This is a genomic window from Bartonella sp. AC329YNZD (genome assembly GCF_042196685.1).
Classification (GTDB): domain Bacteria; phylum Pseudomonadota; class Alphaproteobacteria; order Rhizobiales; family Rhizobiaceae; genus Bartonella.
On record NZ_JBHIQS010000003.1, the window covers coordinates 1 to 14,580 of the forward strand.

The 14,580-nt window shown below is 38.5% G+C and carries 14 protein-coding genes; all 14 read left to right on the plus strand.

Annotation, left to right across the window (positions count from 1 at the left end):
• On the plus strand, positions 1–1,803 hold a 1,803-nt coding region (locus ACFIMW_RS02345; protein WP_375697383.1), incomplete at its 5' end, for a Vomp family autotransporter.
• A complete protein-coding gene (locus ACFIMW_RS02350) occupies positions 1,800–2,396 on the plus strand; it encodes an invasion associated locus B family protein (protein WP_375607992.1) in 597 nt (198 codons plus the stop codon). The genes ACFIMW_RS02345 and ACFIMW_RS02350, both read left to right, overlap by 4 nt.
• 925 nt (positions 2,397–3,321) lie before the next feature.
• Positions 3,322–4,632, plus strand: coding sequence for a Ppx/GppA phosphatase family protein (locus tag ACFIMW_RS02355; protein ID WP_375607993.1), 1,311 nt, complete (start codon positions 3,322–3,324; stop codon positions 4,630–4,632).
• Positions 4,633–4,661: 29 nt separating this feature from the next.
• Positions 4,662–5,390: an RlmE family RNA methyltransferase gene (locus ACFIMW_RS02360; protein WP_375607994.1), complete on the plus strand. Its 729-nt coding sequence runs from the start codon at positions 4,662–4,664 to the stop codon at positions 5,388–5,390.
• Positions 5,391–5,588: 198 nt separating this feature from the next.
• Positions 5,589–6,614 carry a GTPase ObgE gene (gene obgE / locus ACFIMW_RS02365; protein WP_375606736.1) on the plus strand — a complete coding sequence of 342 codons (1,026 nt, stop codon included), beginning with the start codon at positions 5,589–5,591 and terminating at the stop codon, positions 6,612–6,614.
• A gap of 1 nt (position 6,615) precedes the next feature.
• Positions 6,616–7,755: a glutamate 5-kinase gene (proB, locus tag ACFIMW_RS02370; protein ID WP_375606818.1), complete on the plus strand. Its 1,140-nt coding sequence runs from the start codon at positions 6,616–6,618 to the stop codon at positions 7,753–7,755.
• 45 nt (positions 7,756–7,800) lie between these two features.
• Complete coding sequence (locus ACFIMW_RS02375) at positions 7,801–9,057, plus strand: glutamate-5-semialdehyde dehydrogenase (protein WP_375607995.1); 1,257 nt, start codon at positions 7,801–7,803, stop codon at positions 9,055–9,057.
• Positions 9,058–9,086: 29 nt separating this feature from the next.
• Positions 9,087–9,680 carry a nicotinate-nucleotide adenylyltransferase gene (locus tag ACFIMW_RS02380; RefSeq protein ID WP_375607996.1) on the plus strand — a complete coding sequence of 198 codons (594 nt, stop codon included), beginning with the start codon at positions 9,087–9,089 and terminating at the stop codon, positions 9,678–9,680.
• Between the two features lie 111 nt (positions 9,681–9,791).
• A complete protein-coding gene (gene rsfS, locus ACFIMW_RS02385; RefSeq protein ID WP_375607997.1) occupies positions 9,792–10,178 on the plus strand; it encodes a ribosome silencing factor in 387 nt (128 codons plus the stop codon).
• A gap of 1 nt (position 10,179) precedes the next feature.
• Positions 10,180–10,662, plus strand: a complete 483-nt coding sequence (gene rlmH / locus ACFIMW_RS02390) for a 23S rRNA (pseudouridine(1915)-N(3))-methyltransferase RlmH (RefSeq protein WP_375607998.1) — start codon at positions 10,180–10,182, stop codon at positions 10,660–10,662.
• Between the two features lie 96 nt (positions 10,663–10,758).
• On the plus strand, positions 10,759–12,039 hold the full coding sequence (locus ACFIMW_RS02395; RefSeq protein ID WP_375607999.1) for a murein hydrolase activator EnvC family protein: 1,281 nt from the start codon (positions 10,759–10,761) through the stop codon (positions 12,037–12,039).
• Positions 12,029–13,339 (plus strand): S41 family peptidase, encoded by a 1,311-nt coding sequence (locus ACFIMW_RS02400; protein WP_375609170.1) that lies wholly within the window; start codon positions 12,029–12,031, stop codon positions 13,337–13,339. The genes ACFIMW_RS02395 and ACFIMW_RS02400 overlap by 11 nt, the downstream gene beginning before the upstream one ends.
• A 39-nt stretch (positions 13,340–13,378) precedes the next feature.
• Positions 13,379–13,900 carry an RNA pyrophosphohydrolase gene (locus tag ACFIMW_RS02405; protein WP_375608001.1) on the plus strand — a complete coding sequence of 174 codons (522 nt, stop codon included), beginning with the start codon at positions 13,379–13,381 and terminating at the stop codon, positions 13,898–13,900.
• A gap of 101 nt (positions 13,901–14,001) precedes the next feature.
• A complete protein-coding gene (locus ACFIMW_RS02410; protein WP_375608002.1) occupies positions 14,002–14,571 on the plus strand; it encodes an invasion associated locus B family protein in 570 nt (189 codons plus the stop codon).
• The last annotated feature ends 9 nt before the right edge of the window (positions 14,572–14,580 follow it).

The window sequence follows — 14,580 nt, forward strand, 5'->3', positions numbered from 1 at the left end:
ATTCAATCTGGTTCGACGGATGCAGTGACGGGTAACCAGCTTCATGCGTTAGGTGATAATGTTGCGAAGTCTTTAGGTGGTAGCGCTAGCTATGAAAACGGCACTTGGACAGCCCCTACATTCACGGTTAAGAGCGTTAAAGAAGATGGCAATACAGAAGATAAAGAATATCATGATGTAACCACAGCCTTTGCTGGAGTAGGTAGTTCTTTCGCGAATGTGAATAATTCCATCACGAATATTCATAATGAGCTTAAGAATGAGATTAATAAAGTTGTAGGAGACAGTCTTGTTAAGCAGGATTCTGAAACGAAAGTAATCAAGATTGGGGCTGAAACAGAGGGCAGAACAATCACAATTGCAAACAGTAATGGTGATACACGTAGTATTTTTGGCGTGAAAGCGGCAACTCTCTCTGAAGATTCAACAGAAGCAGTAAATGGTTCCCAGCTTTATTCCTTGAATAAGACACTAGCGACATATTTTGGTGGAGGTGCGAGCTATGAAAATGGTGCATGGACGGCGCCTACTTTCAAAGTTACGACCTTTAATGAATCTGGAAATGCTGAAGAACATAGCTATGCCAATATTGCAGAAGCGTTTGCAGGTGTAAGCAGTTCATTCACGAAGCTTCACAATGATATTACAGATAATGATAATATTAAGCAGAATGCATTGTTGTGGAGTGATGAAGATAGTGCGTTTGTAGCGCTTCATGAGCAAGGTGACAAAAGAAGCAAGAGCAAACTGAAGTTACTTTTAGATGGAGATATTTCTGAAGGGTCTAGTGAGGCGATTACGGGTAACCAGCTTTATTCTTTGAATAAGACACTAGCGATGTATTTAGGTGGAGGAGCGCGCTATGAAGGTGGCGCATGGCATGCTCCAGAGTTCAAGGTTGCGCGCTTTAATGCAGATGGTAGTTTATCGGATAAGAAGAACTATAATGATGTTGCAGGTGCCTTTGAAGGTGTTAGTGAGAGTATGACGCTTATCAACGACCGAATTAAAGAGGTTTCTAGCAATATAGATACGAATAGTTTGCATTGGAATGAAGACGCCGGGTCGTATGATGCGAGTTATAAGGGAGTCTCGAGTAAGATTACGAATGTTTTGGGTGGCAAGGTTGAAAAAGGTTCGCAAGAAGTAGTGAATGGAGGTCAGCTATGGGAGACGAATGAGAAGGTCAACGAGGTTGATCATAAGGTAGATAAGCTAGACCAACATGTTAAAGATATTGAAACTGCGGTTATAGATGGAGCTGTTAACTATGACAAAGATGCGGAAGGTAAGAAGAGCAATAGCATCACGTTGGTGGGTGGGAATGACAGCGAACCTGTGTTGATAGACAATGTCGGGGATGGTAAGATTGAGATAGGTTCTAAGGAAGCTGTTAATGGTGGTCAGTTGCATGATTATACAGAAAAGCAGATGAAGATAGTTCTTGACGATGCGAAGAAATATACGGATGATAAAGTTAGTAGTCTTGTCAATGATAGTCTTAACGAGTCGAAATCTTATACAGATATGAAATTTGAGACGTTAAATTATGCCATTGAAGATGTCCGCAAGGAGGCAAGGCAAGCAGCTGCTATTGGTTTGGCTGTGTCTAATTTACGTTACTATGATATACCAGGATCCTTAAGTGTCTCATTTGGTAGTGGTTTGTGGCGGAGTCAATCGGCATTTGCTATTGGTGCTGGTTATACATCTGAAGATGGAAATATCCGCTCGAATGTATCTATTACGAGTGCTGGAGGTCATTGGGGCATAGGCGCTGGGATTACTCTGAGGTTGAGATGATAATAGAGAAAATGACTATTATTATAAAAAAGAGAAGTATGTTAGTGAATGTTTTGTTTGCTCTTGCCTTAATAGGCAAGGGCGAAAGCTTTGCTAATGAGAATGATAATATTTATACAGTGCATCCACCGCACTTATCGATACCTAAGGGTGAACCTGGTGAAACACGCCGAATTATTATGCAGTTTTATGACTGGACTTTGATTTGTGATGAAAAACAAAAGCTCAAGCAAGGTATATGTAATGTAACACAGACTGTTCATGATCAGGAAGGAAATACTATTTTTAGTTGGTCTCTTGTTTCTACGACAAATGGTCAAGCAGTGATGCTTTTTCGAACATTGCCAAATTCTGATATAAATGTTCCGATTCAAATGTTTGTGAAAGGTTATAAAAAACCTATTCTTATTCATTATACGCGATGTAATGAAACGGTTTGTTTGGCACAATCACCTGTAGGGCCAGTTTTTGCTAAACAAATAGAGCAGAACAATAAAGTACGTATTTCTTATAAGCTTAAAGAGGGAAAGGTATTTTCTTTTACTGTACCATTTAAAGGATTAAATGCAGCACTTAATTCTTTGCGTCCTTAGAAACATCGAGTGATTTTAACAAGGGTCATTTTTCATAACTCGTTGTGTTATATTTTTTAATGTGAATTATAGGATAAGATAAGTAAAAAGTTTTATGTAATATGCTATAGAGGTGATTTCTTCAAAAGAGTAGGAATTTTATGAATATAAAGTCACAATAAGTGATTTATGTGTAATAGAAAATCAAGTTAGAGTTTTTCATAAAGCTTAGAGAGTGATTGCATTATTTGTTAGAAATACTCAATTTTAAATAAATGAAAATACGTCTTCCTTACAATAATGAGTAAGCTAAATTCTTTTTTTAGCTTCATATGGGTTTTTAGGGCCGTCTGATTAAGCATTAATATTTTTCAATTGAAGTGTTGTAATAATAGATAAATTTATAATCCTAGAGAATTTTTTGAACGATAGTTTTTCTTTGTATTCACGAGATAACAGCTATTGTAGTTGCATTTTGTAGTACTACGGAACTTTTATTCCAATATAATCAAAGCTGTTTCGTCAAACGAGGCTAGTGTGTGGAGAAAGCTATTGAAGAAAAAAGTAAAAATTCTTCTTATAAACTATTCCAATATATAGGTTTTTGTAACATTAGGAGTCAGCAGATAATATGATAGTGCTGGTTTGTTACAATAGAGGTATGCTCCGGTAAATGGTATAAAGAAAAGAGCATAATTTATAAAAATTAATGTGAACGTAAACGATTAATTTATAGTTTTCAATTCATAAAGAGAAGAATGATTTCATGAAAACAACCAAAAGATTATACCAAAATCTGAATAATGCTAGCGTAGAAAATTTTGATGATAGAAAAAGAAGGAATGGTTTCTTTTATTATTTGATGCTGCATTGTTGCTTTATTTAGGAGTGAGTAGAAGAGTTTTTGCGTTTATTTATTGGGGGAAACGCTCAAAGGATGAGAGAAATGACCCCGTTAAATTATGGTTCAAAAGAGTCAGAGCGAGGAGAAACATGCGATACTGAAGCAGATCAGTTCTATGATCCGTGTGGTAGTAATAAAAACAATCTTTCTGCATTGTCACGAACAGAGGCACACTCCATATTTGTTGATATAAAGGGACAACAGAGAAAAAAATATTGTAAACAGAAACAGGTTTTTATTCAATCGGAAACAGCTTTTGAGTTTCATGGTCAGACAATGATAGGAGCTCAAAAAACAAAAAAACTCAAAGTTCCTTTTCTTCGACGGTTTTCTCAAGTAAAATCCCCACCTCTTTATGCGGCGCTTGATCTGGGAACGAATAATTGTCGTCTTCTTATCGCATCTCCCAGTAAACCTGGATATTTTCGTGTTGTTGATGCTTTTTCTCGTATTGTACGATTGGGAGAAGGTTTAATAAATAACGGTTTTCTTAATACGCAAGCTATGGATCGTGCGATTGAAGCATTAAAGATTTGTCATTTAAAATTAAAACAAAGGCATATTAAGCGTTATCGTTTGATTGCAACGGAAGCTTGCCGTTCAGCGGAAAATGGTAGGCATTTTATTCAGCGTGTTTTGGATGAAACAGGTCTTGAATTGGAAATTGTTGATCGGCAAACAGAAGCGCGTTTTGCGGTTACAGGGTGCAGTACGCTTGTTGAGCCAAATATTGATGCAATTGTGCTTTTTGATATTGGAGGAGGATCATCAGAAATTGTTCTCCTTGATGTTTCTCAAAAACGTTCTTTTCGTTTATCTGGACAGATTATCGCTTGGACTTCTCTTCCTGTTGGTGTTGTTACACTTGCTGAACGTTTTGGAGGAAATAATATTAGTTTAGACGATTTTGAAAAAATGAAAAGCTATGTGCGAAGGTTGTTAAATAATTTTTCAGATCGTCATAAATTAGGAGAGTTAGCGCAAGGTCCGAAGTTTCATCTTTTGGGAACCTCTGGTACAGTTACGACTTTAGCAGGAATGTATCTTAATTTAGAGCGTTATGATAGAAGAAAAGTGGATGGCATTTGGATGAATGATGCAGACATTACTCTTATGACAAAACGCCTATTGTCATGGGATATAGAAAAACGCGTAATAAGTCCTTTTATTGGGCGAGAGAGAGCAGATTTAGTTTTAGCTGGTTGTGCAATTTTAGATGTTATTCGAGAAGTTTGGCCAAGTCAGCGTTTAAGGGTTGCTGATCGTGGATTAAGGGAAGGAATTTTAATAGAGCTGATGTTACGCGATGGTGTATGGTGTCGTCATAGAAAGAGCAGAGATTTCAAGCGTTAGAGAACTAAATATGGAGACAATGAATAACGATGAAAAAAATAACAAAAACACCCAAGGGTGGCTATGGAGGTTCAGGGTCACATGAATTATATCAGCGCGTAAAAAAGAAAGCAGGAACCATTAAAGCTTCATCACGGCGATGGTTAGAGAGGCATCTGAATGATCCTTATGTTCATCAGTCAAAAGTAGATGGTTATCGTTCACGTGCGGCTTATAAACTCATTGAAATTAATGAACGTTATAGTTTTTTGAAAAAAGGACAAAAGGTTATTGATCTAGGAGCAGCACCTGGGGGATGGTGTCAGGTGGTTGGGCATATAGTAGGGTCAAGTGATGAAAAGCCTAGCGTGGTTGGTATTGATTATTTGCATGTTGATCCGTTGCCTGGGGTTGTAATGCTGGAAATGGATTTTTTACATGCAGATGCACCGCAGAAATTAATTGATGCTTTAGGAACAAAGCCGGATGTTGTGCTTTCTGATATGGCTGCACCAACAACAGGACATCGTCAAACAGATCATTTAAGAACGATTTATTTATGTGAAGTTGCTGCTGATTTTGCTCTTTCTGTTCTAAAACCTGGTGGGCATTTTTTGGCAAAGGCTTTTCAAGGTGGAGCAGAAAACACTCTTCTCACAATACTAAAACAGCATTTTAAAAAAGTCTATCATGTTAAACCACCCGCAAGTCGATCAGAATCAGTGGAGCTTTATCTTTTAGCGCTTGAATTTAAGGGAAAAACAAAAATACAAGAATAGCACCTTCTTTTAAGAAGGCTTAACTTTACTTACGTATTTGAAAAAGCTTAACTTTACGCATGTATTTAAGTATGATGATTTTTTCAAATAGTTATTCAGAGATATTTAGAGTTTCTCTGTTAACAATGATGAAAAACTGGTAAAATTAATATATTGCCTATAGAGGTAGAAAGATTGATTCCTCAGTGAGCGCTTCCAATGAAATTTCTTGATCAAGCTAAAGTTTATATTCGTTCTGGTAATGGAGGTTCCGGAGCAGTATCATTTCGTCGTGAAAAATTCATAGAATTTGGGGGGCCTGATGGGGGGAATGGGGGGCGGGGAGGTGATGTCTGGGCGCTTGTTGTTGATGGGCTTAACACGCTGATTGATTATCGATACCAACAACATTTTAAAGCAAAAACAGGGGGACATGGCAAGGGGCGTAATATGACGGGTGAGAAGGGTGATGATGTCATCCTTAAAGTTCCGGTTGGGACGCAAATTTTTGAAGAAGATAATACAACGTTAATCTGTGATTTAACGGAAGTGGGACAGCGCTATCGCCTTGCAAAAGGCGGGAATGGCGGTTTTGGCAATCTTCACTTTACAACATCGACAAATCGGGCACCGCGTCGTGCAAATCCAGGTTTGTCTGGAGAAGAGCGTGCAATATGGCTTCGTTTGAAGTTAATTGCTGATGCGGGACTTGTTGGTTTACCAAATGCTGGGAAATCGACTTTTTTAGCTTCTGTGACGGCTGCAAAACCAAAAGTTGCAGATTATCCTTTTACCACTCTACATCCTCATCTTGGTGTTGTACGAATTGATGGTCGTGAATTTGTTTTGGCTGATATTCCGGGGTTAATCGAAGGAGCCCATGAAGGGGTGGGAATTGGAGACCGTTTTTTAGGACATGTGGAACGTTGTCGTGTCCTCCTTCATTTGATTTCTGCTCAAGAAGAAGATGTTGCAAAAGCATATCAAATTGTGCGTCATGAACTTGAGTCTTATGGAAACAATCTAAGTAATAAGACTGAAATTGTCGCTTTAAGCCAAATAGATACGCTCACGGTTGACGAGCGTAAAACGAAACAGGAAGCTTTACAAAGAGTAACGGATCAACCTGTTATGATGTTTTCTGCGGTTAGTCGCGAAGGTTTAGAAAATGTGCTGCGTGCTGGTGCACGTATTATTGAAATTTCACGTAAAGAGGAGAACGGTGGGGATAGCAGGATTGATTGAGATGGCTGTTGGATTGCAAAAACTCACACACTATAAACGTATCGTGGTCAAAATTGGATCTGCACTTTTGGTTGATCCTCAGACAGGGTTACGGGTTGAATGGCTTAAAAGTTTGATCAGTGATGTTGTTGGATTACACAAAAAAGGTGTAGAGATATTATTGGTGTCTTCAGGGGCTATTGCTTTAGGAAGGACATTGCTACAGCTTCCTAAGGGGGCTTTGAAATTGGAAGAAAGTCAGGCATGTGCTGCTTTGGGGCAAATTGAGTTAGCGAAAACCTATGGTGATGCGCTTGCTCAACATGGGCTCAAAACAGGCCAAATTTTGCTTACTTTATTTGATACGGAGGAGCGAAGACGTTATCTCAATGCACGTGCAACGATTGAGATGCTTTTATATTTGGGGGCTGTGCCTGTTATTAATGAGAATGATACTGTTGCGACAACTGAAATTCGTTATGGTGATAATGACCGTTTAGCTGCACGTGTGGCAACAATGGTGAGGGCAGATCTTTTAATACTTTTATCTGATATTGATGGTCTTTATACAAAGTCTCCCCATAGAGATCCTACGGCTGAATTTATACCTTTTGTTGCATCCATTACGCATGATATCGAAAAAATGGCAGATGTTGCTGCTTCAGAGTTTTCGCGGGGAGGAATGAAGACTAAGCTTGATGCCGGAAAAATAGCTAATGCTGCTGGAACGGCGATGATTATCACTTCAGGCAAACGTATGAATCCCCTTGCTGCAATTGACAAAGGTGAACGCAAGAGTTTTTTTGCAGCAAGTAAGAAATCTGTCAATGCTTGGAAAACATGGATTTCTGGTCATTTAGATCCATCTGGTGTTTTGACGATTGATCAAGGAGCCATTAGGGCTCTTGAAACAGGAAAATCATTATTAGCAGCAGGGGTTATTGGCGTTGAGGGAAATTTCCAGCGTGGGGATACGGTTGCAATTGTTGGTACAGATGGAGTTGAGATTGCGCGTGGACTTGTAAGCTATGACAAAGATGAGGCTGTACGCATTATAGGACATAAAAGTGAAGAAATTGAAGCTATTCTTGGGTATGAGGCGCGCTCTGCTATGGTGCATCGTAATGATATGATTGTACGTTGCTTGATCAATTCTGTTTAAAAAAGTTACTTTTGTTTTTATTATTTTGGCAGAGTGGATGATACGATGACTTTAGAAGAAAAAATGAAAGATATGGGACAAAAAGCACGCTATGCCGCTGCAGCATTGGCTGTTGCTTCTTCTGAGCAAAAGAACAATGCATTGGAAATGATCGCTTTAAGCCTAGAGGCTTACTCAGATGAAATTTTACAGGCGAATTGTTTGGATTTAGAGAAGGCTGCTCAGAATAATTTGAAAGCAGCAATGATTGATCGGCTTAGATTAGATGAATTGCGTTTGGGTGCAATGATAGATAGTGTTCGTCAAGTTGCTCATTTATCTGATCCTGTTGGGCAGGTCATAAGTGCGTGGACACGCCCCAATGGGCTTCATATAAGTCGTGTAAGAACACCTCTTGGTGTAATTGGCATTATTTATGAGAGTCGCCCAAATGTTACAATTGATGCGAGTGCTTTGTGTTTAAAAGCGGGCAATGCTGCGATTTTGCGCGGTGGTTCGGATAGCTTTCATTCTTCTCATGCACTTCATTGTGCGTTGGTACAAGGATTAGAGCGCTCTGGTTTACTCAAAGATGCTATCCAAATGGTTGGAACGACAGATCGTGCTGCCGTTGGGGAAATGCTTAAAGGATTGGATGGAGCGATTGATGTGATCGTACCACGTGGTGGAAAGAGCCTTGTTGCCCGCGTTCAGTCTGATGCACGTGTTCCAATTTTTGCTCATTTGGAGGGACTTTGTCATATTTATATTGATAAATCGGCAGATTTAGATATGGCACGCAATATTGTTTTAAATGCAAAGCTGCGGCGAACAGGGATATGCGGTGCTGTTGAGACAGTTCTCATTGACAGCCAAGCATTAAAAAAGTTTCTTCCTGTTTTAACTGCTTTACAGGAGAAGGGATGTGAAATTCGCGCCACAGAAGATATTGTTTTTCTTATGCCAGATGTAAAATTAGCCTCTGAAGAAGATTGGTCACATGAATATCTTGATGCTATTCTTTCTGTTAAAACGGTTGAGGGGGTTGAGGGAGCTATTGCTCATATAAAGCGTTATTCATCAGGACATACGGAATCGGTTATTGCTGAGGATTTGGAAGTGGTGAAGATCTTTTTTAATCATTTAGATTCAGCTATTTTATTACACAATGCATCGACACAGTTTGCTGATGGAGGTGAATTTGGTTTTGGAATGGAAATTGGTATCGCAACAGGAAAAATGCATGCACGTGGTCCCATAGGTGTTGAACAGCTAACATCATTTCAATATCATGTTAAAGGAAATGGTCAGGTTAGAGTTTGAAAAGCCTATTTTTTCCATGGAAAAATTGTATGCCACATGTTGAAAGATCTAATGTTGTAGGTCTTTTTGGTGGTTCCTTTAATCCGCCGCATGCGGGGCACCTTCTCGTTGCAAAAATTGCCATTCGGCGTTTACATCTTGATCAGTTATGGTGGATGGTTAGTCCAGGCAATCCTTTAAAGGATTGTACACAGTTACTCCCTTTAGAGGAGAGAATGCGATTAAGTTTTAAACTTATTGACCATCCGAAAATTCGCTTGACAGGTTTTGAAAAAGCTATAGGGAGCAAAGTATCGGTAGATACAATTTTCCATATTCTTACCCATTACAGTGGTGTAAATTTTGTATGGATTATGGGAGCGGATAGTTTTACAACGATACATCATTGGTATCGATGGCGTGATATTGTCTCTATGCTTCCTATTGCGATTATTGATCGTCCTTTAGGCAATAGGTCGGCACTCTTTTCTCCTATGGCACAGATTTATCGCCGATTTCGTTTGGATGAGAGAGAAAGTGGGCGCTTACCTTTTATAAAACCGCCAGTTTGGACTTATTTGCATGGACCTTTATCTTTTCAATCTTCAACAAACCTTCGTTTGGAGAAGAATGATTTTTCTTGAACATTTCATAAGATTCTGCTTCTTTCTAAAGAAGTCTCTTTTTGACATTACACAACGACAAGAAAGGATATTGATCTGAAAAACGTTGCACACAAACACTCTTATGATATTATGCCTTCAAAAGAAAAAAAAGTTTTTTCTGTTAGTGAGAGTCTTGAAGTTATTCTCAAGAGTTTAGAAGATACAAAAGCAGAAGATATTGTTGCTATTGATATTCGAGGGAAGTCATCTTTGGCTGATTATATGGTCATAGCTTCAGCAAATTCGCAGCGTCATGTATCTTCTGTTGCTGATCATTTATTACATACTTGGAAAGATAGTGGGCAGGGGCTTGCGCGTGTAGAAGGGCTTGCTGGAGGTGACTGGGTATTGATTGATACAGGTGATATTATCATTCATCTTTTTCGTCCAGAAATTCGTCTTTTTTATAATTTAGAAAAAATATGGATGACACCGGATTTAAATGATACAACATCAGTTCTTTTCGGAGATCATTAAAATGCAAATTTCTATTTTTGCGGTTGGTCGTATGAAAAGTGGGGCAGAGCAAACATTGGTTCAACATTATTTGGATCGTTTTTCTAAAAGTTCTGGTGCTGTAGGATTTCATTTAAAAAAGTTACACGAGATATCAGAAAGTCGTGCTCAAACAGCGCGTCAGCGTATGGAGGAAGAGGGGAAGAGACTCATTGAATTTTTGCCTGAAAAATATCAATTAATTGTGTTAGATGAGCGCGGAGAGTCGATTTCTTCAGCTGCTTTTGCTGAAAAATTAGGGTTTTATCGTGATGAAGGCATTCGAGATGTCATCATTGCTTTGGGGGGGCCAGATGGGCATAATGAACAGATAAGAAATCGTGCTGATTTTCTTTTATCTTTTGGTTTTATGACGTGGCCACATCAAATTGCGCGCATTCTTCTTGCAGAACAACTTTATCGTGCTGTAACAATTGCAAATCATCATCCGTATCATCGTTTTTAATATTTTTGTGCAATTTTTAGTACTTATTTATCTATTTATTAATATTGTTTTAGCCGACACCATTTAAAGCATCTTTAATGTATACGATGAGCTGTAATGGTTGTGCAAATGAAAAAGATTCTTCATAAAAAGATGCAATATTTATATGGGGAATGCGTGATATTTGTGGTACTACTCTTGAGTATGTTTTTTTGCTTTTCTGCATCGCATGCGGAAGATACAATGAGTAGTACGGCGGCACATAAAGCATTGGGAGAAATTCGCCAAAATATTTCACTTTCGCGTGAGCGTGTTACTATTCTTACGCGTCAAGTTGAGCATTTAAAAAAAGATCAACGTGTTTTGAGTGATGCACTTATAAAAGCGGCTAAAGAAGAACGTACAGTAGCAGATGATATTGCTAAAAGGGAAGAAAAGCTTAAGAAAATGATAGAACAGCGGGTACAAGTCTATCAAAGTTTAAAAAGTCGTCGTGCTGAATTTGCGGAAGTTCTTGCAATTTTGGAACGTATGGGATTGAATCCCCCTCCTGCTCTTATGATACAGCCAGAGGATGTGTTGGTTTCTATGCGTAGTTCTGTTTTATTAGGCGCTGTTATTCCTCAAATGCAAGAGAAAACACGAGATTTAACAGAGAAACTCAAGGAGTTGACCAATTTAAGCAATTCCATTACCATGGAATATACGGTATTAAAGACAAAACTGCAAAATCAAGCAGAGCAGCGAAAACGTCTAGAGCTTTTATTAGACAAAAAAAACAAGCTACAAGAAAAATCAGAAAAAGAACTTACAGAACAGCAACAAAAAAATATTTCTCTTGCTAAAAAAGCGCAGTCTTTGGAAGAATTGATTTTAGAGCTTGATCGTCAGTCAAAATTTAGCTCTGATTCATCAATACAGGTACGGAAAAATTTACAATTGTTAGAGCAGTCGAATTTTGAAAGCCGAAAAGGTTCTTTACTTTTCCCTGTTTCAGGAAAAAGAATTCGATTTTCTCATAATAATTCGCAGATTACGCGCTTTGGTGAAACGATTGAAACAGAGTCAGGTGCTGTTGTTATATCACCTGTGGATGCTTTTATTGCTTTTGCTGGGCCATTTCGTTCTTACGGACAGTTAATTATTCTCAATGTTGGAAATGGTTATCATATCATTCTTACCGGAATGTCGAAAATTAATGTAAAACAAGGGCAGTTTGTTCTTTCAGGGGAACCTTTGGGTATGATGGAGATGCAATTTATTGCGAATAGTGTTGCATTGGATATAGGCAAAACTGCTCCAATGCTTTACATTGAGTTTAGAAAGCAGGGAAAACCTATAAATCCAACTCCTTGGTGGCAGACTGAAAAAACGAGAAGGAGCCAAAATGATTCGTAAAGTTATTCTTTTGGTCGCTGGGGTATTGCTCGGCGCCAGTTCAATGATTATGGTGCAGTCTGTTGCTGCAAACAATGAAGGTAATGCGTATAAGCAGTTGGCTATATTTGGCGATATTTTTGAACGTGTTCGTATGCAGTACGTGACGGTTCCAGATGATAAAAAGCTTATCGAAAATGCTATCAATGGTATGCTTACATCGCTTGATCCCCATTCATCTTATATGAATGCTGAAGAAGCCAAGGACATGCGGGATTCTACGAAAGGAGAATTTGGCGGTCTTGGTATTGAGGTCACTATGGAGAAAAACTTAATTAAAGTTGTCTCTCCAATGGATGATACACCTGCTTCAAAAGCAGGTATTTTATCAGGAGACCTTATTTCAAAAATTGATGACGTACAAACGAATGGTCAAACATTGAATGAAGCTGTTAATAAAATGCGAGGGGCTCCTGGAACGCCAATTACCTTGACAATTATTCGTTCTGGCGTTGATAAGCCATTTGAAGTTAAGATTGTTCGTGATATCATTAAAGTGAAAGCGGTGAAATATCGCGTTGAGGGTGACATTGGATATTTGAGAATTATTCAGTTTTCTGAGCAGACATTGGGTAATCTTCTAGCGGCAATTAAAGATATCCAATCTCAAATTCCTGAAGATAAATTAAAAGGTTATGTCCTTGATTTACGGCTTAATCCTGGTGGGCTTTTAGATCAAGCTGTTAATGTTTCGAGTGCTTTTCTCGATAAAGGTGAGATTGTGTCGACTCGTGGGCGCAAAAAGAGTGATGTGACGAGATTTGATGCGAAGCCAGGTGATGTCACCAATGGAAAGCCGCTCATTGTCCTCATTAATGGTGGTTCGGCAAGTGCTTCTGAAATCGTTGCAGGTGCACTACAAGATCATCGCCGTGCAACAATTTTAGGGACGCAGTCTTTTGGTAAAGGATCTGTTCAAACAATTATTCCTTTGGGTGAAAATGGGGCTTTACGCTTAACAACAGCACTTTATTACACGCCATCTGGCACTTCTATTCAAGGAACAGGGATCACACCTGATATTATTGTAGAGCAACCACTCCCTGAAAAATATAAGGGTTATGATGTAAAAGTTGGTGAGTCTGCATTAAAAGGACATATCAAAGGGAAACGGGAAAGTAATAAAGGCTCTGGTTCAGCTGCTTTTGTTCCGAAAGACCCTAAAGAGGATATTCAATTGAATGAGGCTTATAAACTGTTACGGGGTGAAATGGCAAATGCAGCATTCCCACCAGATCCCAATAAGGATATATTAAAGTGAAAAATGATATCTATAGCTTGCACTTTTGAGGAATATTAAATGGATGCAGGTATTAATTTAAAGGCTCTTCCTTATCGCAAATGTGTTGGGATTGTTGTCTTTAATCATGAGGGTAAAGTTTGGGTTGGGCGTCGTTTAATGACGCCTGTTCATGCAGATATTGAAATATCTCATCGTTGGCAGCTTCCTCAAGGAGGGGTTGATGAAGATGAAAAGCCATTAGATGCGGCATATCGTGAACTCTATGAAGAAACTGGTATTCGATCTGTAAAGTTGATTAAAGAAGCACAAAATTGGTTCTGCTATGATTTTCCACAAGAACTTGTTGGGTGCACATTAAGCAATAAATATCGTGGGCAAATGCAAAAATGGTTTGCTTTTCAGTTTACGGGAGAGATTTCTGAAATTGCCATTAATCCGCCGCCAGAAGGCAATAAAGCGGAATTCGATCAATGGAAATGGGTTGATCTAGAAACCCTTCCTTTAATTGTTGTTTCTTTTAAAAAGCATGTTTATATGAAAGTTGTTAGTGAATTTCGAGGTAGCCTTCGGTTGTTATAAAAGCTATATGATTATAAGAAAGCTTTTTGTATTGAGATGCTTTATATTAATTTATAAATAATAAATATGTTTCTCTTTTATGTAAAGAACAGGGATATAAAATGAAAAAGTTATTTAATTTACTTATAGTTTGTACTCTTTTGAGTATTTCATCTGTTGCATTTGCAACAGGTTCAAAGCCTTCTGCAACAAAAGATGCAAAAGATGCAGTAGAGACATTACCAAATGGTGCTTCTTCTTTAACTGAAACCTATGGCTTGTGGACCATTAATTGTGGGTTACAAGAAGGGAAAAAAGTTTGCTTTATGCATCGTCAAGAAGTAAATGAGCAAGGGCGTGTTGTTGTGGCTATGAGCCTTATTCTCAATGCTGAGGGTGTTGTATCAGGTAGTTTAACCGTTCCTTTTGGCATTTTGGTTTCTAAACCTGTTCGTTTGCAAGTTGATGAAGGAAAAGCTGTTATTGAAACTGGTATAAGGACTTGTGTGCCAGCAGGTTGCATGGTGCCAGTCGTTTTTGACAAAAGTCACGTAGCAGCTTTACGTGCAGGAAAGCAATTAAAGTTGGCGATGACAATTGCTGCTGCAGGTGAACCGCCTTTGAATGATTTGTTTGTTCAGCTGAATGGTTTTAGCAATGCTCTTAATCGTTTGACTGCTTTGCAAAAATAATTTTAAAAC